This is a genomic window from Micromonospora sp. NPDC047812, from assembly GCF_040704175.1.
In the GTDB taxonomy this organism is placed as follows: domain Bacteria; phylum Actinomycetota; class Actinomycetes; order Mycobacteriales; family Micromonosporaceae; genus Micromonospora.
In genome coordinates this window covers 551,120-575,771 of sequence record NZ_JBEYRY010000004.1, presented here as the reverse complement: position 1 = coordinate 575,771, position 24,652 = coordinate 551,120, and the positions used below count along the sequence as shown (strand labels likewise).

General features: G+C 76.0%; 3 protein-coding genes. All 3 read left to right on the top strand.

Annotated features, from left to right (window positions below; genetic code table 11):
- The coding region (locus AB0883_RS19900; RefSeq protein WP_366642644.1) for a phosphopantetheine-binding protein at positions 1–663 on the top strand (663 nt) is incomplete at its 5' end.
- Positions 664–880: 217 nt separating this feature from the next.
- On the top strand, positions 881–1,741 hold the full coding sequence (locus tag AB0883_RS19895; RefSeq protein WP_366642643.1) for a metallophosphoesterase: 861 nt from the start codon (positions 881–883) through the stop codon (positions 1,739–1,741).
- A gap of 323 nt (positions 1,742–2,064) precedes the next feature.
- Positions 2,065–24,651, top strand: a complete 22,587-nt coding sequence (locus AB0883_RS19890) for a type I polyketide synthase (RefSeq protein ID WP_366642642.1) — start codon at positions 2,065–2,067, stop codon at positions 24,649–24,651.
- The last annotated feature ends 1 nt before the right edge of the window (position 24,652 follow it).

Here is a 24,652-nt window from a genome sequence, read left to right as displayed (position 1 = left end):
GAGGGTCAGGTGGTGGTGGCGGATGTGCGGTGGGATCGGTTCGTGCCGTCGTTCACGGCGTTGCGTCCGTCTCGGCTGTTCACCGACATCCCCGAGGCGCAGCCCGCGCAGGGCGGGGAGGCGCCGAAGAACGAGGACCGTGGCGCGGCGTCGGCGCTGCGCGAGCGCCTGGCCGCCGCCTCCGGGCCGGAGCGCGACCGCATCCTGCTCGACCTGGTCCGCGGCACCGCCGCGGCGGTGCTGGGCCACGCCACGCCGAGCGGGATCAGGCCCACCCGCGGCTTCCTCGAACTGGGCTTCGACTCGCTCACCGCCGTCGAGCTGCGCAACCGGCTGACCGCCGCGACGGGCATCGGGCTGCCCGCCACCCTCGTCTTCGACCACCCGACGCCGGCCGCGCTCGCCGGTCACCTGCGGGCCGAGTTGGCGCCCGATCAGCCGGCGTTGCCGATCGCGGCGGAGATCGAGCGCCTCGACAAGCTCCTCGGCGGGCTGCCGGGCGACCAGGTCGACGACGCCGTCATCGGCCGGCTGGAGGATCTGGTGGCCAGGTGGCGGGGACGACCCGCCGCCACCCCGGCGCCGGCCGCCGGGGAGGAGTTGGAGTCGGCGAGCCGGGAGGAACTCTTCGACATCATCCAGCGGGAGTTCGGCAAGTCCTGAGCGGACGGTCGGCGCCTCTCGACGCGTACGCCGTGACCTGGCCGACGCCGGCCAGGCCCACGGTCGCCTAGGGGTGCGCGGGGCCCGTCTAGGGGTGTGCCTGTGCGGGCCCGGCTCCGTAGGGTCAAAGCCCGTCAGGCCGTCTCGCCCTGCCCACCGGCAGCCGAGCGGTACGGATGTGGGTGCGTGCGGTACCCCGGATGGACGGGAGGTCCGCATGGCCGGATCCGGCCTGCCTCAGTTGCTCGCCATCAGTGACCTGCACGTGGTCCACGCGGAGAACAAGGCCATCGTGGAACGGCTACGGCCGGAGCGCGACGGCGACTGGCTCATCGTCGCCGGCGACGTCGGCGAGTTCGCCGCCGACATCGAGTGGGCGCTGGGACTGCTCAGCCGCCGGTTCGCCAAGGTGATCTGGGCTCCCGGCAACCACGAGCTCTGGACCCCCCGCGAGGACCCGATCCAGCTGCGGGGAGACGCGCGCTACCAGCACCTGGTGGAGCTGTGCCGCGGGCTCGGGGTGGTGACTCCGGAGGACCCGTACCCCGTCTGGGACCCGCAGGGCGACGACCCGGTCCTGATCGCGCCGCTGTTCCTGCTCTACGACTACAGCTTCCGGCCGGCCGGGACGTACACGAAGGAGCAGGCCCTGGCGCGGGCCCACGAGGTCGGCGTGGTCTGCACCGACGAGATCCTGCTGCATCCGGACCCGTACCCGACGCGCGACGCCTGGTGCCGGGCGCGGCTGGCCCTGACCGAGCGCCGCCTCACCGCGGAACGCGGTGGCCTCCCCACCGTCCTGGTCAACCACTTCCCGCTCGTCCGCGAACCCACCCGGATCCTGCGGTACCCGGAGTTCGCGCAGTGGTGCGGCACCGAGGCCACCGCCGACTGGCACGTCCGTTTCGACGCCCGCGTCGCCGTCTACGGCCACCTGCACATCCCGCGCACCACCTGGTACGACGGGGTCCGGTTCGAAGAGGTCTCGGTGGGCTACCCACGGGAGTGGCGTCGCCGCTCGACGCCTCCGGGACGACTGCGCCGCATCCTGCCGGCGGTCGCCGGACAACCCGCCTGAGTGGTCCTCGCCGCTGGTCACCGCTGCCTCGGGGGCCCGCCGCGACGGCCCGAGCGGGCCGGTCGATCAGGGGTTCTCTAGGGGTTGGGCGCGTGATGGGCGCTCAGTACCGTCCAGTCACGGTGGCGGGCATGTGTCGGCGGGACGGCCCGGCGTGGCGGGCTCCTGAGCAGGCACGACAACCGGAATCGGGAACAGGTGTCGGGATCGTGAGCCGAGCGGCCATGTCTCCACCCACCTGTGCACGAAGCCGGTCCGTCGGCGGTGGTGTGGTCAACGAATCGGCAGATTCCGATCGATAGCAAGCTCTGGGCGGGTGGGTCATGGCGGACGAAGACAAGCTCCTCGAACACCTGAAGTGGGTGACCTCCGAGCTCCGCCTGGCGCGCCGTCGCCTGACCGAGCTGGAGAACGAGGACGCCGAGCCGATCGCGATCGTCGGCATGGCCTGCCGCTTCCCCGGTGGGGTGGCCTCGCCGGAGGACCTCTGGGACCTGGTCGCGGGCGGGGTGGACGCCACCGGCACGTTCCCCGACGACCGGGGCTGGGACCTCGACGGGCTCTACGACCCCGACCCGGACCACCCCGGCACCACCTACAGCAACCGGGGCGGCTTCCTGCGCGACGCCGGCCTGTTCGACCCGACCCTGTTCGGCATCTCGCCGCGCGAGGCGCTGGCCATGGACCCGCAGCAGCGGCTCCTGCTCGAGGTGACCTGGGAGGTCTTCGAGCGGGCCGGCATCGACGCCGCGTCGGTGCGGGGCAGCCGTACCGGGGTGTTCGTCGGCACCGCGGGGCAGGACTACACGTCGGTGCTGCGGCAACTGCCCGAGGGCACGGAGGGTTACGTCCTCACCGGCACGGCCGCGAGCGTCATGTCCGGCCGGCTGGCGTACTCCTTCGGGCTGGAGGGCCCGGCCGTCACGATCGACACCGCCTGCTCCTCGTCGCTGGTCGCCCTGCACCTCGCCGGTCAGGCCCTGCGCGACGGCGAGTGCTCCCTCGCCGTCGCCGGCGGCGTGACCGTGCTGGCCACGCCCGGCGCCTTCGTCGAGTTCTCCCGCCAGCGGGGGCTCGCCTCCGACGGCCGGTGCAAGGCCTTCTCCGCCGACGCCGACGGGACCGGCTGGTCCGAGGGCGTCGCCATGCTGCTCGTCGAGAAGCTCTCCGACGCCCGGCGCAACGGCCACCCGGTCCTGGCGGTGATCCGGGGCAGCGCCGTGAACCAGGACGGCGCCAGCAGCGGCCTGACCGCTCCCAACGGCCCCTCGCAGCAACGGGTCATCCGGCAGGCGCTGGAGAACGCCCGGCTCAGCCCGTCCGACGTGGACGTGGTCGAGGCGCACGGCACGGGCACCCGGCTCGGCGACCCGATCGAGGCGCAGGCGCTGCTCGCCACGTACGGTCAGGGACGCTCCGCCGACCGACCGCTCTGGCTGGGTTCGCTGAAGTCGAACATCGGTCACCCGCAGGCCGCCGCCGGCGCCGGCGGCGTCATCAAGATGGTGATGGCGATGCGGCACGGCGTGCTGCCGCCCACCCTGCACGTGGCCCAGCCGTCCCCGCACGTCGACTGGTCGACCGGCGCCGTGTCCCTGCTGGACGAGGCCCGCCCGTGGACGGGCGGCGACCACGTCCGCAGGGCCGCCGTGTCGTCCTTCGGCATGAGCGGCACGAACGCCCACCTGATCCTGGAGCAGGCCCCGGCCCCCGACGCGGCTGCCGACGAGGCCGCCCCGTCCCGCCGTCCCGTCGTCGCGCCGGTGCTGCTCTCCGCCGCGCAGCCGGCCGCGTTGTCCGCGCAGGCCGAGCGGCTGGCCCGTTGGCTGGGCGACGACGAGGAGCCGCGCCCGCTCGACGTGGCCTGGTCGTCGGTGGTGTCCCGGTCGACGCTCGACCGGCGCGCGGTGCTGCTCGCCGAGGACCGGGCGGGCCTGCTGGCGGGCCTGGAGTCCCTGGCGGCGGGAGCGCCGTCGGGCACGGTGGTCACGGGCCAGGCCGGGGACCGGGGCCCGCTGGCGGTGCTCTTCTCGGGCCAGGGCGCGCAGCGTGCCGGCATGGGCCGGGAGCTGTACGCCGGGTTCCCCGTCTTCGCCGCCGCCCTCGACGAGGCGTGCGGGCACCTGGACCGGGTGCTGCCGCGCCCGCTGCGGGAGGTGCTGTTCGCGCCGGAGGGTTCCGCCGAGGCGGAGCTGCTCGACCAGACCGCGTTCACCCAGGCCGGGCTGTTCGCCGTCGAGGTGGCGCTGTTCCGGCTGGTGGAGTCGTTCGGCGTGGTGCCGGACTTCGTGGGCGGGCACTCGATCGGTGAGATCGCCGCCGCGCACGTGGCCGGGGTGCTGTCCCTCCAGGACGCCTGCCTGCTGGTGGCGGCGCGGGGCCGGTTGATGCAGGCGCTGCCGGAGGGCGGCGGCATGCTCGCCGTGGCCGCCGACGAGGCGGCGGTGGTCGAGTCGATCGCCGGGCTGACCGACCGGGTCGGCGTCGCGGCGGTGAACGGCCCGACCTCGGTCGTGGTCTCCGGCGCCGTCGACGCGCTCGACGAGGTGGAGCGGACCTGGCGGGAGCGGGGTGTGCGTACCCGCCGGTTGACCGTCAGCCACGCGTTCCACAGCCCGCTGATGGAGCCGGTGCTGGAGCGCTTCCGCGGCATCGTCGAGCGGTTGACCTTCGCCGCGCCCGCGCTGCCGATCGTGTCGAACCTGACCGGGGCGCTGGCCGACGCCGAGGAGATCCGCACCGCCGACTACTGGGTGCGGCACGTGCGCGAGGCGGTGCGCTACGCCGACGGGATCGCGGCCCTGCGCGACGCCGGGGTCGACACGTTCCTGGAGGTCGGCCCGCAGAGCGTGCTGACCGCGATGACGGCGGACGTCCTGCCCGACGACGACGTGCTGACCGTCGCCACCCAGCGCCGGGACCGGCCGCAGGCGCAGGCGCTCCTGGCGGCGCTGGCCGAGCTGCACGTGCACGGGATCCCGGTGACCTGGCAGGAGTGGTTCGCCGACACCGGGGCGCGGCGGGTGGACCTGCCCACGTACGCCTTCCAGCGGGAGCGGTTCTGGCCCGAGGTGGTGCCGTGGCGGGTCGGCGACGTGTCGGGCGCCGGCCTGGGCGTGGCGGGGCACCCGCTGCTCGGTGCGGCGGTGCGCCTCGCCGGCGACGACGAGGTGGTGCTGACGGGCCGGCTGTCGACGTCGACGCACCCGTGGCTGGCGGACCACGTGGTCGGCGGTGCCGTGGTGGTGCCGGGCACCGCGCTGGTCGAGCTGGCGGTGCGCGCCGGCGACGAGGTGGGCGCGTCGCGCGTACGGGAGCTGACCGTGGCGGCGCCGCTGGTGCTACCGGAGTCCGGTGCGGTACGCGTGCAGGTGCGCGTCGGCGCGGCCGACGACTCCGCCGTCCGGTCGGTGTCCGTGTACTCCCAGCCCGAGGACGACGGCGACGGCGAGTGGGTGCGGCACGCCGACGGTGCGCTCGAACCGGTGTCGACCGACGAGCCGGGCGTGGGTGCGTGGCCGCCGGCGGGCGCGACCGAGGTGGACCTGACCGGCTGGTATCCGGCGTTGGCGGAACACGGCCTGTCGTACGGGCCGGTGTTCCAGGGCGTGCGGCGGGCCTGGACGGCCGACGGCGCGGCGTTCGCCGAGGTGGCGTTGCCGGACGGGGCGGCCGCGGACGCGGGCGCGTTCGGGGTGCACCCGGCGCTGCTGGACGCCGCGCTGCACCCGGTGGCGCTGCTGCTGGCGTCGGAGGCGGCGGGCGGGCCGCGCGTGCCGTTCGCGTTCGAGGGCGTGCAGGTGCACGCCTCGGGGGCCAGGACGCTGCGGGTGCGCCTGACCCGGGACGGCTCCGGGGTGCGGCTGGTCGCCTGCGACGGCTCGGGCGCGCCGGTGGTGTCGGTGGACTCCCTGGTGCTGCGGGAGATGACCGGTACGGCGACCCGGGGCGCCACCGCCCGGTCGCTGTTCGAGGTGGCCTGGCAGGCCGACGAGATCACCGGCGTCGACGACCTGCCGGGGTGGGCCGCGCTGGGCCGGCCGGCGCCGGCCGCGCTGCCGGAGCTGCCGGTCTTCGCGGACGTGGCGGCGCTGGCGGCGAGCGGGGCCAGGGCCCGGCAGGTGCTGCTGACGGTGCCCGCCGGCGATCCCGGCGTCGCCGTGCCGGAGGCCGTGCGGGCGGTCACCAACGACGTGCTGGAGGTGCTGCGGTCCTGGCTCGCCGCCGAGCCGCTGGCGGACACGAAGCTCGTGGTGGTGACCCGGGGCGCCGTGGCCGCCGGGGACGACGACCGGGTCACCGACCTGGCTGCCGCCGCGGTCTGGGGACTGCTGCGCTCGGCGCAGTCGGAGCACCCGGGGCGGATCGTCCTCGCCGACGTCGACGGCGAGCTGACCCCCGCGACCCTCGCCGTGCTGGCCGGTGCCGCGGCCGACCCGTCGGTCTCCGGCGGCCAGCTCGCGGTGCGGGGCGAGCGGACCCTCGTGCCGAGGCTGGTACGGCCGGTGGGCGACGAGCTGACGCCGCCGCCCGGGCCGTGGCACCTCGCCCCCGTCACGCCCGGCACCCTGGACGGGATCGGGCCGGTTCGGGCCACGCCCGTGGAGCTGGGCGCGGGGCAGGTGCGCATCGCCGTGCGCGCGGCCGGGGTGAACTTCCGGGACGTGCTGATCGGTCTGGGGATGTACCCGGACCCGGCGGCGGTGATGGGCAGCGAGGGCGCGGGCGTCGTGGTCGAGGTCGGCCCCGGCGTGACCGACCTGGCCCCCGGCGACCGGGTGATGGGCATGTTCGAGCTCGGGTTCAGCCCGCAGGCGGTCGCCCACCGGGAGCGCATCGCCAGGATGCCCGCCGGCTGGTCCTTCACCCAGGCCGCGTCCGTCCCCCTGGTCTTCCTGACCGCGTACTACGCGCTGCGTGACCTGGCCGGGCTGCGGGCGGGCGAGTCGGTGCTCATCCACAACGGCGCGGGCGGCGTCGGCATGGCCGCCATCCAACTCGCCCACCACCTGGGCGCCACCGTCCACGCGACGGCGAGCCCCGGCAAGTGGGGCGTGCTGCGCGGCCTGGGGGTGGCCGAGGAGCGGATCGCGTCGTCGCGGACCACCGAGTTCGAGCAGACCTTCGGCGCGGCCACCGGCGGCGCCGGGGTCGACGTGGTGCTCGACGCCCTGGCCGGCGAGTTCGTCGACGCGTCGCTGCGGCTGCTGCCGCGCGGCGGCCGGTTCGTGGAGATGGGCAAGGCCGACCTGCGCGACCCGGAGGCGGTCGCCGCCGAGCACCCGGGCGTGACCTACCGCGCGTTCGACCTGAACGAGGCGGGCAGCACCCGCATCGGCGAGATGCTCGCCGAGGTCCTCGCCCTGTTCGCGCGGGGCGCGCTGCGGCCGCTGCCCGTCCGGGCGTGGGACGTGCGCCAGGCCCGGCAGGCGCTGCGGCACGTCAGCCAGGCCCGCCACGTCGGCAAGGTCGTCCTGCGCGTCCCCGCGCCCGTGGACCCCGAGGGCACCGTGCTGCTCACCGGCGCGTCCGGGACCCTGGCCGGCGTGCTCGCGCGGCACCTCGTCGCCACCGGCCAGGCCCGCCACCTGCTGTTGGCCTCCCGCCGCGCACCCGGCCGCGACGGTGCCGACGACTACGCCACCCTGGTCCGGGAACTGACCGACGCGGGCGCCACCGTCACCGCCGTGACGGTCGACGTCAGCGACCCCGCGCAGGTCACCGAGCTGGTCGCCGGGATCGACCCGGCGCACCCGTTGACCGCCGTCGTGCACACCGCCGGGGTGATCGCCGACGCCACCATCGGCTCGCTGGACGAGTCCGCCCTGCGTACGGTGATGGCGCCGAAGGTCGACGCCGGCTGGGCCCTGCACGAGGCGACCCGGCGCCTGGACCTGTCGGCGTTCGTGCTGTTCTCCTCCGTCGCGGCCACCCTCGGCTCCCCGGGGCAGGGCAACTACGCCGCCGCGAACGCGTTCCTCGACGCCCTCGCGCAGCACCGCCGGCAGCAGGGGCTCCCCGCCACCAGCGTCGCCTGGGGCATGTGGGCCACCGACAGCACGATGACCGCGCACCTCGACGGCGACGACCGGCAGCGGCTGCGGCGGGTCGGCATGAGCCGGCTCTCCCCGGCCGAGGGCGCCGAACTCTTCGACGCCGCACTGCCGGCGGTCCAACCGGTCGTCGTCGCGGCCCGACTCCACCTCACCGGCGAGGCGAGCGGTGTACCGCCGCTGATGCGGCACCTGCTGCGCGGCGGCGGCCGACGCCGCACCGCCACCGACCAGCCGACCGCCGGGACGTCGTGGCGGGACCGCCTCGGCGGCCTGTCCGAGGCGGACGCCCGGCAGGCGCTGGTCGACCTCGTCTGCGGACAGGCCGCCACGGTGCTGGGTCACGCCTCGGCGCAGGCGGTCCCCGCCGCCCGGGCGTTCAAGGACCTGGGGTTCGACTCGCTGACCTCGGTGGAGCTGCGCAACCGGCTGGGCGCCGCGACCGGGCTGCGGCTCTCCGCCACGCTGGCCTTCGACCACCCCACCCCGGCCCGGCTGGCCGAGCACCTGTTCGCGCAGCTCGGCCCGTCCACCGGCGCCGGCACCACGGTCCGTACCGTCGTCACCGCCGACGCCGACGAACCGATCGCCATCATCGGCATGGCCTGCCGCTACCCCGGCGGCGTGACCACCCCCGAGCAGCTGTGGCAGCTCGTCACCTCCGGAGCCGACGCGATCGGCGGGTTCCCCACCGACCGCGGCTGGGACCTCGACCGGCTGTACGGCACGGACGGCGACCAGGCCGGCGGCACCGTCACCGACCAGGGCGGCTTCCTCTACGACGCGGCCGACTTCGACGCCGGCTTCTTCAACATCAGCCCCCGCGAGGCCCTCGCCATGGACCCGCAGCAGCGGCTGCTGCTGGAGACCGCCTGGGAGAGCTTCGAGTACGCCCGCATCGACCCCACCGCGCTCGGCGGCACCGCCACCGGTGTCTTCATCGGCGCGGCCTCCTCCGGCTACGCCACCAGCGGACGCGACGACCTCGACGGCCTCGAGGGGCACCTGCTGACCGGAACGGCGGGCAGCGTCGCCTCCGGGCGGGTCGCCTACACGTTCGGCCTCGAAGGCCCGGCGGTCACCGTCGACACCGCCTGCTCCTCGTCCCTGGTGGCGCTGCACCTCGCCGCCCAGGCACTGCGCGGCGGCGAGTGCGACATGGCGCTGGCCGGCGGGGTGGCGCTGATGGCGCAGCCCGGCATGTTCTCCGAGTTCTCCCGGCAGGGCGGCCTGGCCCCGGACGGGCGGTGCAAGGCGTTCGCCGCCGGCGCCGACGGCACCGGCTGGTCCGAGGGCGTCGGAATGCTGCTGGTGGAGCGCCTGTCCGACGCCCGGCGCAACGGGCACCGGGTGCTCGCCGTGCTGCGGGGCTCCGCCGTCAACCAGGACGGCGCGTCCAACGGGCTTACCGCCCCGAACGGCCCGTCCCAGCAGCGGGTGATCCGGCAGGCCCTGGAGAACGCGCGGCTGACTCCGGCCGACGTGGACGCCGTCGAGGCGCACGGCACCGGCACCACCCTCGGCGACCCGATCGAGGCGCAGGCGGTGCTGGCCACCTACGGGCAGGACCGCGACGGCGGGGAACCGCTCTGGCTCGGATCGATCAAGTCGAACATCGGTCACGCGCAGGCCGCGGCGGGTGTCGCCGGCGTGATCAAGATGGTGCTGGCGATGCGGCACGGCGTGCTGCCACCGACCCTGCACGTGGACGAGCCCTCGCCGCACGTCGACTGGAGCGCCGGGGCGGTCGCCCTGCTCACCGACGCGCGGCCGTGGCCGGCGGTGGAGCGGCCGCGCCGGGCGGCGGTGTCGTCGTTCGGCATCAGCGGCACCAACGCGCACACCATCATCGAGCAGGCGCCCGACGAGCCGACCCCGGCGGCGCCCCCGCCGGCCGGGGACCTTCCCGGCCTGGTCGGGCCCGCCGCCGTGCCCCTGCCGGTGTCCGGCAGGAGCCCCCGCGCGCTCCGGGCGCAGGCGGCCCGCCTCGGCGAGCTGCTCGCCGGCGACGCCGCGCCGGAGCCGCTCGACCTCGGGTTCTCCCTGGCCACCCAGCGGGCCCACCACCCGTACCGCGCGGTCGTCGTGGCCGCCGACCGCGACGACGCGGTCACCCGACTGGCCGCCCTCGCCTCCGCCGACAGCCCGCCGGCCGGCGTGGACGCCACGCCGAAGGTCGTCTTCGTCTTCCCCGGCCAGGGCTCCCAGTGGCAGGGGATGGCGCTGGACCTGCTGGAGACCTCCCCGGTCTTCCGGCAGCGGATGGCGGAGTGCGCCGAGGAACTGTCCCGGCTGGTCGACTGGTCCCTAGAGGACGTCCTCCGGGAGGCGCCCGGTGCGCCGCCCCTGGACCGGGTGGACGTGGTCCAGCCCGCGCTCTTCTCCGTCATGGTGTCCCTCGCGGAGCTCTGGCGCTCGTGCGGCATCGAACCGGCCGCCGTCGTCGGGCACTCGCAGGGGGAACTCGCCGCCGCCTGCGTCGCCGGCGCGCTGACCCTCGCCGACGCGGCGCGGCTCGTCGTGGCGCGCAGCCGCGGCCTGCTGGCGATCGCCGGCCGGGGCGGCATGGTCTCCGTCCCGCTCCCGGCCGCCGACACCGAGCAGCTCATCGCGCCGTGGCGGGGAAGCCTCTCCGTCGGCGCCCTCAACGGCGCCGCCGTGACCGTGGTGGCCGGCGACTCGTCGTCGGTCGCCGAACTGCTCGCGCACTGCGCCGAGCGCGGCATCCGCGCCCGGCAGGTCGCCGTCGACTTCGCGGCCCACAGCGGCCAGGTCGACGCCATCCGCGACGACGTGATCGCCGGGTTCGGCACGGTGCGGACGCGGTCCACCACGGTGGCCTTCCACTCCACCGTCACCGGCGAGCTGATCGACACCGCCGAGCTCGACGCCGACTACTGGTACCGCAACCTGCGCGAGACCGTCCGGCTCGCGCCGGTCGTGGACCGGCTGATCGAGCAGGGCTTCCGGGCCTTCGTCGAGGTCAGCCCGCACCCCGTGCTCAAGGTGGCCGTCCAGGACGCGCTCGACCGGGCCGCCGGCACCGGCGTGGTGGTGGGCTCGCTGCGCCGCCACGAGAACGGTCCGCACCAACTGCTCGCCAACCTCGGCGACCTGCACGTCGCGGGCGTGTCCGTCGACTGGACGAGCGTGTTCGCCGGCTCCGGCGCCACCCCGGTCGACCTGCCCACGTACGCCTTCCAGCGGGACCGGTTCTGGCCGGCGGTCGACCGGTCCGCGACCGGCGACGTGTCGGGCGCGGGGCTGGGCGCGGCCGGACACGGGCTGCTCGGCGCGGCGGTGCGCCTCGCCGGCGACGACGAGGTCGTGCTGACCGGCCGGCTGTCGGCGTCGACGCACCCCTGGCTGGCGGACCACGTGGTCGGCGGCGCGCTGGTGCTGCCGGGCACCGCCCTGGTCGAACTGGCGGTGCGCGCCGGGGACGAGGTCGGCGCCTCGCGGGTGCGGGAGCTGACCGTCGCCGCGCCGCTGGTGCTGCCGAGTTCGGGCGCGGTCCGCGTGCAGGTGCGCGTGGGCGCGGCCGACGGCTCCGGCGCCCGGCCCGTGGCGGTGCACTCGCAGCCCGACGGCGACCCCGAGGACACGTGGACGCGGCACGCCGACGGCCTGCTGGAGCAGGCCACCGACGAGCCGACGTTGGGCCCCTGGCCGCCGACCGGGGGCACCGAGGTGGACCTCGCCGGCTGGTATCCGGCACTTGCGGAGCGCGGCCTGGCCTACGGGCCGGCGTTCCGGGGCCTGCGGCGGCTGTGGACCGCCGGCGACGAGGCGTACGCCGAGGTCGCCCTGCCGGACGAGGCGGCCGGCGACGCCGCCAGCTTCGCCGTGCACCCCGCGCTGCTGGACGCCGCGCTGCACCCCGTCGGGCTGCTGCTGACCGAGCGGTCCGGCGGGCCACGCGTGCCGTTCGCGTTCGAGGGCGTGCAGGTGCACGCGTCGGGCGCCAGGGCGCTGCGCGTACGGCTGACCCGGTCGGGCTCGCGCGTGCGGCTGGTGGCCGGCGACGAGTCCGGCGCGCCGGTGGTGTCCGTCGAGTCGCTCGCCCTGCGGGAGATGACCGACGCCAGCGGCGCGGAGGCCGCGGAGCGGTCGCTGTTCGAGGTGACGTGGCAGCCCGAAGCGGTCACCCCGGCGGGGGACGTCTCCGGCTGGGTGCTGCTCGGCGACGGGGACGCGCCGGCGGGCCTGACCACGCCGGTGTTCCCGGCCGTCGACGAGCTGACCGCGGCGGTCGCGGCCGGGTCGGTCGAGGCGCCCCGCGCGCTGGTCCTGCCCGTGCCCGCCGGCACGGCGGAGGGCGACCTGCCCGACCTCGTCCGTGCGGCCACCGCCCGGGTCCTGGCCGTGGTGCGGTCCTGGCTGGACAGCGCGGCCCTGGCCGACACGACCCTGGTGGTGCTGACCCGTGGCGCCGTGGTCGCCACCCCCGCCGACGCGGTGCGGGACCTGCCCGGCGCGGCGGTCTGGGGCCTGCTGCGCTCCGCGCAGTCCGAACACCCGGGCCGGATCGTCCTCGCCGACGTCGACGGCGAACTCACCCCCGCCACCCTCGCCCTGCTGGCCGCCGTGGCCGACGACCCGACGCCCACCGGCGGGCAGGTGGCCGTACGCGGCGACGAGGTGCGTACCCCCCGCCTGGGCCGGTCCACCGGTCCGGCCGCCGACGAACTCGTCCCGCCGGCCGGCCTGTGGCAGGTCGGGGCGGTGAGCCCCGGCACCCTGGACGGCATCGGCATGGTGCCCGCCACGGCCGTCGCCCTGGACGCGGGCCAGGTACGCATCGCCGTGCGCGCGGCCGGTCTCAACTTCCGGGACGTGCTGATCGGCCTGGGCATGTACCCGGACCCGACGGCGGTGATGGGCAGCGAGGGCGCGGGCGTGGTGGTCGAGGTCGGCCCCGGCGTGACCGACCTGGCGCCCGGCGACCGGGTGCTCGGCATGTTCGAGCCCGCCTTCGCCCCCGAGGTGATCGCCACCCGCGACCTCGTCGCGAAGATCCCCGTCGGCTGGTCCTTCGCGCAGGCCGCGTCGGTGCCGGTGGTCTTCCTGACCGCGTACTACGCGCTGCGTGACCTGGCCGGGCTGCGGGCGGGCGAGTCGGTGCTCATCCACAACGGCGCGGGTGGCGTCGGCATGGCGGCGATCCAGCTCGCCCGGCACTGGGGCGCGACGGTGTTCGCCACCGCCAGCCCCGGCAAGTGGGGCGTGCTGCGGGGCCTGGGGGTGGCCGAGGAGCGGATCGCGTCGTCGCGGACCACCGAGTTCGAGCAGACCTTCGGCGCGGCCACCGGCGGCGCCGGGATGGACGTGGTGCTCGACGCCCTGGCCGGCGAGTTCGTCGACGCGTCGCTGCGGCTGCTGCCGCGCGGCGGCCGGTTCGTGGAGATGGGCAAGGCCGACGTGCGCGACCCGGACGTGGTCGCCGCCCGGCACCCGGGCGTGACCTACCGCGCGTTCGACCTGAACGAGGCCGGGCACCGGCGCATCGGCGAGATGCTCGCCGAGGTCCTCGACCTCTTCGCGCGGGGCGCGCTGCGGCCGCTGCCCGTACGGGCGTGGGACGTGCGGCAGGCCCGGCAGGCGCTGCGGCACATCAGCCAGGCCCGGCACATCGGCAAGGTCGTCCTGCGGGTGCCCGCGCCCGCCGACCCGGACGGCACCGTGCTGATCACGGGCGCGGGCGGCGCCCTCGCCGGCGTGTTCGCCCGGCACCTCGTCGCCACCGGCCAGGCCCGGCACCTGCTGCTGGCCTCCCGGCGTGGCCCGGAGCAGTACCGGGACCTGGTCGAGGAGCTGACCCGGGCGGGCGCCCGGGTCACCGTCGGCACCGCCGACGTGGCCGACCCCGCGCAGGTGACCCGGCTGCTGGAACTGGTGGAGCCGGCGCACCCGCTGACCGCCGTCGTCCACACCGCCGGGGTGATCGCCGACGCGACCATCGGCTCGCTCGACGCGCCGGCCCTGCACGCCGTGCTGACGCCGAAGGTGGACGCCGGCTGGGCGCTGCACGAGGCGACCCGGCACCTGGACCTGTCCGCGTTCGTGCTCTTCTCCTCGGTCGCGGCCACCCTCGGCTCCCCTGGGCAGGGCAACTACGCCGCCGCCAACGCGTTCCTCGACGCCCTCGCCCGGCACCGCCGGGAGCAGGGCCTGCCCGCCACCAGCCTCGCCTGGGGACTGTGGGCCACCAGCAGCGCCATGACGGCCCACCTGGGCGGCACCGAACACCGCAAGGCGATCCGCGCCACCAGCGCCCCGCTGACCGACCAGCAGGGCGTCGCGCTCTTCGAGCTGGCGCGGCAGCGCGGCGACGCGCACCTCGTCCTGATGAACCTGCCGGCGGCGTCACGGTCGACCGGCCAGACCGTGCCCAGCCTGCTGCGGGACGTGGTCCGGGTCAGCGGCCCGGCCCGGCGCGCGGTCGGCCGCGGCCTGGCGGACACCGCCTCGGTGCGGGACCGGCTGGCGATGCTCAGCCCGGCGGAGCGGCGCGGGCACCTGCTCGACCTGGTCGCCGGCAGCGTGGCGGCCGTACTCGGGCACCGCTCGGCGGAGAGCGTCGACGCCCAGCGCGCCTTCAAGGAACTGGGCTTCGACTCGCTCACCTCCGTGGAGCTGCGCAACCGGCTCTCCGCCGCGACCGGGTTGCGGCTGCCCGCGACCGTGGCGTTCGACTACCCCACCCCGGTGGTCCTCGCCGAGTTCCTCGACGAGGAACTCGGTGGCGCGGCGGCCGTGGACCGGCCCGCCGCGGTGGGCACCGCAGCCGCCCTCGACGAGCCGATCGCCATCATCGGCATGGCCTGCCGGTTCCCCGGCGACGTGCAGACGCCCGAGCAGCTCTGGGACGTGGTCACCAACGGCGCCGACGTCATCTCGCCCTTCCCCACCGACCGGGGCTGGAACCTCGACGACCTGCGCGCCGGCGGCGAGGACGCCGTACCGCGCCAGGGCGGCTTCCTGCACGACGCCGCACAGTTCGACGCCGCCTTCTTCGGGATCTCCCCCCGGGAGGCCCTCGCCATGGACCCGCAGCAGCGGCTGCTGCTGGAGACGTCCTGGGAGGCCTTCGAGCGGGCCGGCATCGACCCCCACGCGGCGCGGGGCAGCAGCACCGGCGTCTACGTCGGACTCATCTACCACGACTACGCCTCCCAGGCCGCCGGCACCGACGACGAACTGGGCGGCCACGTCGGCAACGGCAGCGCCGGCAGCGTCGCCTCGGGCCGGATCTCCTACCTGTTCGGCCTGGAGGGCCCCGCGGTCACCGTCGACACCGCCTGCTCGTCGTCACTGGTGGCCCTGCACCTGGCCACCCAGGCGCTGCGGCAGGACGAGTGCCGGCTCGCGCTCGCCGGCGGGGTGAGCGTCATGTCCACCCCCGGCATGCTCACCGAGTTCTCCCGGCAACGCGGCCTGTCGCCCGACGGGCGGTGCAAGGCGTTCGGCGCGGGCGCCGACGGCACCGGCTTCGCCGAGGGCGTCGGCATGCTCCTGCTGGAGCGCCTCTCCGACGCACAGCGCAACGGTCACCGCGTCCTCGCCGTCGTCCGCGGCAGCGCGGTGAACCAGGACGGCGCCAGCAGCGGCCTGACCGCGCCGAACGGCCCCGCCCAGCAGCGGGTGATCCGGCAGGCGCTCGCCAACGCCCGGCTCGCCACGACCGACGTGGACGCCGTCGAGGCGCACGGCACCGGCACCGCCCTCGGCGACCCGATCGAGGCGCAGGCGCTGCTGGCCACGTACGGGCAGGGCCGGCCGCAGGACCGGCCGCTGTGGCTGGGGTCGGTCAAGTCGAACATCGGCCACGCCCAGGCGGCGGCCGGCGTCGCCGGTGTGATCAAGATGGTGCTGGCGATGCGGCACGGCGTGCTGCCGCCGACCCTGCACGCCGAGAAGCCGTCCCCGCACATCGACTGGACGACCGGGTCGGTCGCCCTGCTCACCGAGGCGCGGCCGTGGCCGGCTCAGGACCGGCCCCGCCGCGCGGCGGTGTCGTCGTTCGGCATCAGCGGCACCAACGCGCACACCATCATCGAGCAGGCCCCGGAGCCCGCCCCGGCGCAGCCCGCACCGCCCGCCACGGGCGTCCCGGGCGACCTCGTCGCCTGCGTCCTCTCGGCCCGCGACGACGCCGCCCTGCGTGAGCAGGCGCGCCGGCTGCGGACCCTGGTCGACGCCGAGCCGGAGCTGACCGTCGCCGACGTCGGCCGGGCGCTCGCCACCGGCCGGACCACCTTCGAGCACCGCGCGGTGCTGCTGCCCGGCGACCGCGCCGGACTGCTCGCCGCCCTCGGCGCGCTGGCCGACGACGAGCCCTCGGCCGCCGTCGTGCGGGGGGTCGCCCGGACCGGCCGGACCGCCGTCCTCTTCTCCGGTCAGGGCGCGCAGCGTGCCGGCATGGGCCGGGAGCTGTACGCGGCCTTCCCGGTCTTCGCGACCGCCCTGGACGAGGTGTGCGCGCACCTCGACCCGCTGCTGCCGCGCCCGCTGCGGGAGGTGCTGTTCGCACCCGAGGGCTCCGCCGAGGCGGAGCTGCTGGACCAGACGGTCTTCACCCAGGCGGGGCTCTTCGCCGTCGAGGTGGCGCTGTTCCGGCTGGTGGAGTCGCTCGGGGTCGTGCCGGACCTGGTGGCCGGGCACTCCATCGGCGAGATCGCGGCGGCGCACGTCGCCGGCCTGTTCCGCCTGGCCGACGCGTGCGCGCTGGTCGCGGCACGCGGCCGGCTCATGCAGGCGCTGCCCACCGGCGGCGGCATGCTGGCCGTGGCCGCCGCCGAGGAGGCGGTGGTCGAGTCGATCGCGGGCCTGACCGACCGGGTCGGCGTGGCGGCGGTGAACGCCCCGACCGCCGTGGTGGTCTCCGGTGCCGTCGAGGCCCTCGACGAGGTCGAGCGGCTCTGGCGGGACCGGGGCGCGCGCACCCGCCGGCTGACCGTCAGCCACGCGTTCCACAGCCCGCTCATGGAGCCGATGCTCGACGAGTTCCGGCAGGTGCTCGACGGGCTGACCTTCCACTGGCCGGTCCTGCCGATCGTGTCGAACCTGACCGGCCAGGTCGTCGACCCCGACGAGATCGGCACCCCTGACTACTGGGTCCGGCACGTCCGGGAGACGGTCCGGTTCGCCGACGGCGTCGCGAGCCTGCGCGAACGCAACGTCCGCACGTTCCTCGAACTGGGCCCCGACGCGGTGCTCGCCGGCATGGTGGGCGCCTGCCTGCCCGACGAGGACGCCGCGCCGTCGGCGGCGGTCGTGGCGACGCTGCGCCCCGGCCGGGCCGAACCGGCGTCGCTGCTCCACGCGCTGGCGGAGCTGCACGCGCACGGCGTGCCGGTCACCTGGACCGCACTCCTGCCGGGCGCGACCCGCCCGGTCGACCTGCCGACGTACCCGTTCCAGCGGCAGCGCTTCTGGCCGGCCGTGGGCCGGCTGCGGGCCGGCGACGTCAGCGGCGCCGGTCTCGGCGTGGCGGAGCACGGGCTGCTCGGCGCGGCGGTGGACCTGGCCGGCGACGACGAGGTCGTGCTGACCGGCCGGATCTCCCTGACCACCCACTCCTGGCTGGCCGACCACGTGGTCTCCGGCGTGACGCTGGTTCCGGGTACGGCGCTGGTGGAGCTGGCCGTGCGCGCCGGCGACGAGGTGGACCTGCCCCGGCTGCGTGACCTGACGGTGCTCGTGCCGCTGGTGCTCCCCGAGTCCGGCGCCGTACGGATCCAGGTGCGGGTGTCCGCGTCGGAGTCGCCGCAGCGTCCCGTCGCCGTCTACTCCCGCCCCGACGACGACCCCGAGGCGGGCTGGACCCGGCACGCGGAGGGCGTGCTCGAACCGGCGACCGCCGACGAGCCGCGGACGACCGCCTGGCCGCCGGCCGGCGCCACCGAGGTGGACCTGACCGGCTGGTACCCGGCGCTGCTCGGGCACGGCCTGGCGTACGGGCCGGCGTTCCAGGGGCTGCGTCGGGTGTGGACCGGCGGTGACGACGTGTACGCCGAGGTGGTGCTGCCGGAGGAGGCGGCGGCGGAGGCGGCGCGCTTCGGCGTGCACCCGGCGTTGCTGGACGCGGCGCTGCACCCGATCGGGCTGCTGCCGGGTGCGGAGGAGTCGGGTGGGCCGCGTGTGCCGTTCGCGTTCGAGGGTGTGCAGGTGCACGCCTCGGGCGCGGGGCTGCTGCGGGTGCGACTGACCCGCGACGGTTCGGCGGTGCGGCTGAGCGCGTACGACGAGTCGGGCGCGCCGGTGGTGTCGGTGGACTCCCTCGTCCTGCGCGAGCTGACCGGCGTGGCCGCCGCGAGCGCGGCGTCCCGCTCCCTGTTCGAGGTGGTCTGGCAGGCCGAGGAGGCCGAACCGGCCGACGACGCGTCGGGCTGGGCGGTGCTGGGCGGGCCGGCCCTGCCGGGCGTGCCCGGCGGCCCCTCCGCCGAGACGATCAGGCAGCTGCGCGCCGCGATCGACGCCGGCATCGCGCCGCCGCGCCTGCTGCTGTTCACGCCGGCCGCGTCGAGCGCCGACGACGCCGACCCGGCGCAGGCCGTACGCGCGGTGACCGCCGACGTGCTGGGCCTGGTGCGGGCGTGGCTGGCCGTCGACGCGCTGGCGGACTCGAAGCTCGTGGTGGTGACCCGGGGCGCGGTGGCCGTCCGCGACGAGGACCGGGTGACCGACCTGGCGGCGGCGGCCGTGTGGGGCCTGCTGCGCTCCGCGCAGTCCGAGCACCCGGGCCGCATCGTCCTGGCCGACGTCGACGACGCGATCAACCCCGGCGTGCTCGGCATCCTGGCCCGGTTCGCCGCCGACCCGGCCGGCGGCCAGCTGGTCGTCCGCTCCGGCGCGGTGTTCGTGCCGCGCCTGGTGCGTGCGGTCGCCCCGGCGCCGGCGGACGGCGCCGTGGTGGGTGACGGCACGGTGCTGGTGACCGGCGGTACGGGCGCGCTGGGTGCGCTGGTGGCGGAGCATCTGGTGTCGATGCACGGCGTGCGGTCGCTGGTGCTGGTGTCGCGGCGTGGCCCGGAGGCCGCGGGCGCTGCTGAGCTGTCCGAGCTGCTGTCGGCGTCGGGTGCGTCGGTGCGGGTGGTGGCCTGTGACGTGACGGACCGGGACCAGGTGTCCAGGCTGGTCGGCGAGGTCGTCGCCGGGGGCCGGCTGGCGGGTGTGGTGCACACCGCCGGTGTCCTGGACGACGGGGTGATCGAGCGGGTCACCGACGAGCGCCTTGCCGGAGTGTTGGCGCCGAAGGTGTCGGCCGGGTGGCTGCTGCACGAGGCGACGGCGTCGCTGGACCTGGATCTGTTCGTGATGTTCTCGTCGGTGGCGGGGGTGTTGGGTTCGCCGGGTCAGTCGGCGTACGCGGCGGGTAACGCGTTCCTGGACGGGTTGGCGGTGTACCGGCGGCAGTTGGGGTTGCCGGCGGTCAGCCTGGCGTGGGGCATTTGGGACACCGCCGGCATGGCCGCCTCGATCGGCGGCAACGACCGGGCCCGGACCGCGCGCGCCGGACTCCGGCCGATGAACGCCCGCACCGGGCTGGAGCTGTTCGACGCCGCCGTGGGGGCCGAGCGGGCGGTGCTGGTGCCGGCCGTGATCGACGTACCCGCGCTGCGGGCGGCGGCCTCCGGTGCGGTCGTACCGCCGATGCTGCGCAACCTGGTCGACGTGGCGACGACCCGCCGCCGCGCCGGGCAGGGCGCCGGCGGCTGGGCCGACCGGCTAGCCGGCCTCGGCGCCGAGGACGGCCTCGCGCAGGTGGACCAGCTGGTGCGCGGCCTGGTCGCGCAGGTGCTCGGGCACGGCGGCGCGGAGGCGGTGCCGGCGGACCGGGCGTTCAAGGACCTGGGCTTCGACTCGCTGACCGCCGTCGAGCTGCGCAACCGGGTGAACGGCGCGACCGGCCTGCGCCTCACCTCGACCCTGGTGTTCGACTACCCGTCCCCGCAGGCCCTGGCGGCCCACGTGTACGCGGAACTCGCCGGCACCCGGCCCGGCGTCGTCGCCGCCGACGAGTCGACGGCCGGTGACGCCGACGAGGCGATCGCGATCGTCGGCATGGCCTGCCGCTACCCGGGCGGCGTGGAGTCTCCCGACGAGCTGTGGCGGCTGGTCAGCACCGGCGGCGAGGGCATCGGGGAGTTTCCGGCCGACCGGGGCTGGGACCTGGAGTCGCTGTACGACCCGGATCCCGACCACGCCGGCACCTCGTACACCCGACACGGTGGCTTCCTGTACGGGGCGGCGGACTTCGACCCCGGCTTCTTCGGCATCTCGCCGCGCGAGGCCCTGGCGATGGACCCGCAGCACCGCCTGCTGCTGGAGGCGTCGTGGGAGACGTTCGAGTCGGCGGGTCTGGACCCGTCGGGCCTGCGGGGCAGCCGGACCGGCGTGTTCGCGGGGGTCATCTACCACGACTACTCGACGCGACTCATGGAGACGCCCGAGGTCGAGGGCTACATCGGCACCGGCAACTCGGGCAGCGTGCTGTCGGGCCGGGTGGCGTACACCTTCGGCCTCGAGGGCCCGGCGGTGACCGTCGACACGGCGTGTTCGTCGTCGCTGGTGGCGCTGCACCTCGCCGTGCAGGCGCTGCGCAGCGGTGAGTGCGACCTCGCGCTGGCCGGTGGCGTGACGGTGATGGCGACGCCGGGCACCTTCGTGGAGTTCTCGCGGCAGCGGGGCCTGTCGGCCGACGGCCGGTGCCGGTCGTTCGCCGCGTCGGCCGACGGCACCGGCTGGTCCGAGGGCGTCGGCGTGCTGCTGGTGCAGCGGCTGTCCGACGCGCGACGCGAGGGCCGCCGCGTCCTGGCGGTGGTACGCGGCAGCGCCGTGAACCAGGACGGCGCGTCGAACGGCCTGACGGCGCCGAACGGCCCGTCGCAGCAGCGGGTCATCCGCCAGGCCCTCGCGTCGGCGCGGCTGTCGGCGTCCGACGTCGACGTGGTCGAGGCGCACGGCACGGGAACGACGCTCGGCGACCCGATCGAGGCGCAGGCCGTGCTGGCCACCTACGGGCAGGACCGGCAGGGCCGGGAGCCGCTGTGGCTCGGCTCCATCAAGTCGAACATCGGCCACGCCCAGGCGGCGGCCGGCGTGGCCGGCGTGATCAAGATGGTGCTGGCGATGCGGCACGGCCTGGTGCCGCCGACGCTGCACGTGGACGAGCCGTCGCCGCACATCGACTGGGCTTCCGGGGCGGTGGCCCTCGCCACCGAACCCACCCCGTGGCCGCAGGTGGACCGGCCGCGCCGGGCGGCGGTGTCGTCGTTCGGCATCTCCGGCACCAACGCCCACGTGATCATCGAACAGCCGCCCGCCGAGGCGATCGAGGGCGAGATTGTCGCCCGCGACGTGCCGCCGGTCGTGCCGGTGCTGCTGTCCGCCCGCGACGCCGCCGCGCTGTCGGCGCAGGCCGGCCGGTGGGCGCGCTGGTTGTCGGCGGACGGGCAGCTGCGCGCGGTGGACGTGGCGTGGTCGTCCGTGGTGTCGCGCTCGGCGTTGGAGTACCGGGCGGTCGTCTCCGGTGCGAGCCGGGACGAGCTGCTGGCGGGCCTCGCGGCGGTGGCGGCGGGCGAGCCCTCCGGTGCCGTCGTGACCGGTTCCGCCGCCGCGCGCGGTCAGCTCGCGCTGTTGTTCTCGGGTCAGGGCGCGCAGCGTGCCGGCATGGGTCGGGAGCTGTCGGCCGAGTTCCCGGTGTTCGCCTCCGCCCTTGAAGAGGTGTGCGCGCACCTCGATCCGCTGCTGCCGCGTCCGTTGCGGGAGGTGCTGTTCGCGTCGGCGGGCAGCCCCGAGGCGGAGTTGCTGGATCAGACCGTCTTCACCCAGGCGGGGTTGTTCGCGGTCGAGGTGGCGCTGTTCCGGTTGGTGGAGTCGTTCGGGATCGTGCCGGACCTGCTGGCCGGTCACTCGATCGGTGAGGTCACGGCCGCGTACGTGGCCGGGGTGTTGTCGCTGGCGGACGCGTGTCAGCTGGTGGCGGCGCGGGGCCGGTTGATGCAGGCCCTTCCGGCCGGCGGCGGGATGCTGGCGGTGGCGGCGGACGAGGCGGCGGTGGTCGAGTCGATCGCCGGGCTGGGCGACCGGGTCGGCATCGCTGCCGTCAACGGGCCGACGGCCGTGGTGGTCTCCGGTGCGGTCGATGCCTTGGACGAGGTGGAGCGGGTCTGGCGGGAGCGGGGTGTCCGCACCCGCCGGTTGACCGTGAGCCACGCGTTCCACAGTCCGTTGATGGAGCCGATGCTTGACGAGTTCCGTACGGTCCTGTCCGGACTCACCTTTGCGGCGCCGATGCTGCCGGTCGTGTCGAACGTGACCGGTGCACTCGCTGACGCCGACGAGATCCGCACGGCCGAGTACTGGGTGCGGCACGTGCGCGAGGCCGTCCGCTACGCCGACGGTGTCGCCGCGCTGCGGGCCGCCGGTGTGGACACGTTCCTGGAGGTCGGTCCGCAGAGTGTGTTGACGGCGATGGCGGCCGACGTGTTGCCCGGCGACGACGGCGTGCTGGCCGTCACCGTGCAGCGTCGCGACCGGCCGGAGACGCAGGCGCTGCTGCACGCCCTTGCCGAGCTGCACGTGCACGGGGTTCCCGTGTCCTGGCAGCCGTGGTTCGCCGAGAGCGGCGCGCGGCGGGTGGACCTGCCCACGTACGCCTTCCACCGGGAGCGGTACTGGCCCGAGCCGGCAGGCCGGCGGCGGCAGACGGCGACCCACGGCGGCGACGCCGACTTCTGGACCGCCGTCGAACGTGGCGACCTGAGCGCCCTCGCCGCGCAGTTCGGCGACGACGGCGCGGCCCTGGACGCCCTCACCCCGGCCCTGCCGGTCCTGTCGACCTGGCACCGGGCGCGCACGCAGCGGGCGGTCGTGGACGCGTGGTCGTACCGGGTCGGATGGAAGCGGACCGACATCACCGCCGAACCGGCGCGGCCCGGCACGTGGCTGCTCGTGACGGCGCAGGACGACCTGGCCGACGGCACCCGGGCGGAGGCGGTCACCAAGGCCCTCGCCGAGGTCGGCGCCGACGTGGTCCGGCTCACCGTCGACCCGGTCGGCACCGAGCGGGCGGACCTCGCCCGCCGGCTGACCGACGCGCTGGCCGACGGGCCCGTCACCGGCGTGCTGTCCCTGCTCGGCCTCCGCGACCAGCCGCACCCGGCCCACCCGGCCGTACCGGTCGGGACGGCCGCCACGCTGCTGCTGCTCCAGGCCCTGCACGACACCGGGGCGACGACCCGGCTGTGGTGCCTGACCCGGGGCGCGGTCAGCACCGGCGACGGGGACCCGGTGCACGGCGTCGCCCAGAGCGGGCTCTGGGGCCTGGGGCTCGTGGCGGGCCTGGAACACCCCCAGCTGTGGGGCGGACTGGTGGACCTGCCCGACCAGGTCGACGCGACGGCGTGGGACCGGCTGGCGCGGGTGGTGACCGGTTCCGGCGACGAGGACCAGCTGGCCGTACGTCCCTCCGGGGTGTTCGTCCGCCGCCTGGTCCGCTCGGCACCCGCCGCCCCCGACACGGCGGAGCGGTGGCGGCCCTCCGGCACGGTGCTCGTCACCGGCGGCACCGGCGCCCTGGGCGCCCACGTGGCCCGCTGGGCGGCGGCCAACGGCGCCGCGCACGTCGTGCTGACCAGCCGCCGCGGCGAGCACGCCCCGGGGGCAATGGAGCTGCGCGAGGAGCTGACCGCACAGGGCGTACGGGCGTCGGTCGTCGCCTGCGACGTGGCCGACCGCGACCAGGTGGCGGCACTGCTCGCCCGCCTCGACGAGGACCCCGCGCCGTTGACGGCCGTGGTCCACGCGGCGGGCGCCGGCGAGTCCGGCCTGATCGCCGACACCGACCTGGCCGCGTTCGCCGGCGTCCTCGACGGCAAGGTCGCCGGCGCGCTGCACCTGGACGCCCTGCTCGGCGACCGGCCGTTGGACGCGTTCGTGCTCTTCTCCTCCATCGCCGGCGTGTGGGGCAGCGGCGGGCAGTCCGCCTACGCCGCGGGCAACGCCTTCCTCGACGCGCTGGCGGGGCACCGGCGTGGACGGGGCCTCACGGCGACGTCCGTGGCCTGGGGACCCTGGGCCGACGGCGGCATGGCCACCGGCGAGGCCCAGCAGTTGCTGGCCCGGCGCGGCCTGACCGCGATGGCACCGGCCGACGCCGTGCACGCCATGCGGTACGCCGTGGGCCTGCCCCGGGCGGCGCTGACCGTGGTGGACGTCGACTGGGCGGTCTTCGCCCCGGCGTACGCCTCGGCCCGCCCCCGGCCGCTGCTCGACGACATCGCCGAGGCCCGGGAGGCGCTGCACGCCCACGCCGGGGAGCAGCAGCCGGGCGGGGTCGCCGACGCCCTCCGGGAGCACCTGCTCGCCCTGCCCCGCCCCGAGCGGGTCCGGCACCTCGTCGACCTGGTCCGTACCCACGCCTCCGCCGTGCTCGGCCACGCGGGCACGGACCGGGTCAAGCCCCAGCGGGCCTTCAAGGAACTCGGGTTCGACTCGTTGACGGCGGTTGAGCTGCGCAACCGGCTGACCGGAGCCACCGGCCTGTCGCTGCCGGCGACCCTCGTCTTCGACTACCCGAACCCGGCCGTGCTCGCCGAGAACCTGCTCGACGGCCTGCTGCCCGAGGCGGCACAGGCGGACGACGGCGACCCGGCGGAGGCGGCCGTCCGGCAGGCGCTCGCGGCGATCCCGCTGGCCCGCCTCCGCGAGGCCGGGCTGCTGGACCTGCTGCTCAACCTCACCGACGCTGACGGCGGTGCCGGTGACGAGTCCACCGACGAGGCCCTGGACCTCGACGAGCTCGACACCGACACCCTCGTCAGGCTGGCGCTTGACGGAACCGATTCCTGAC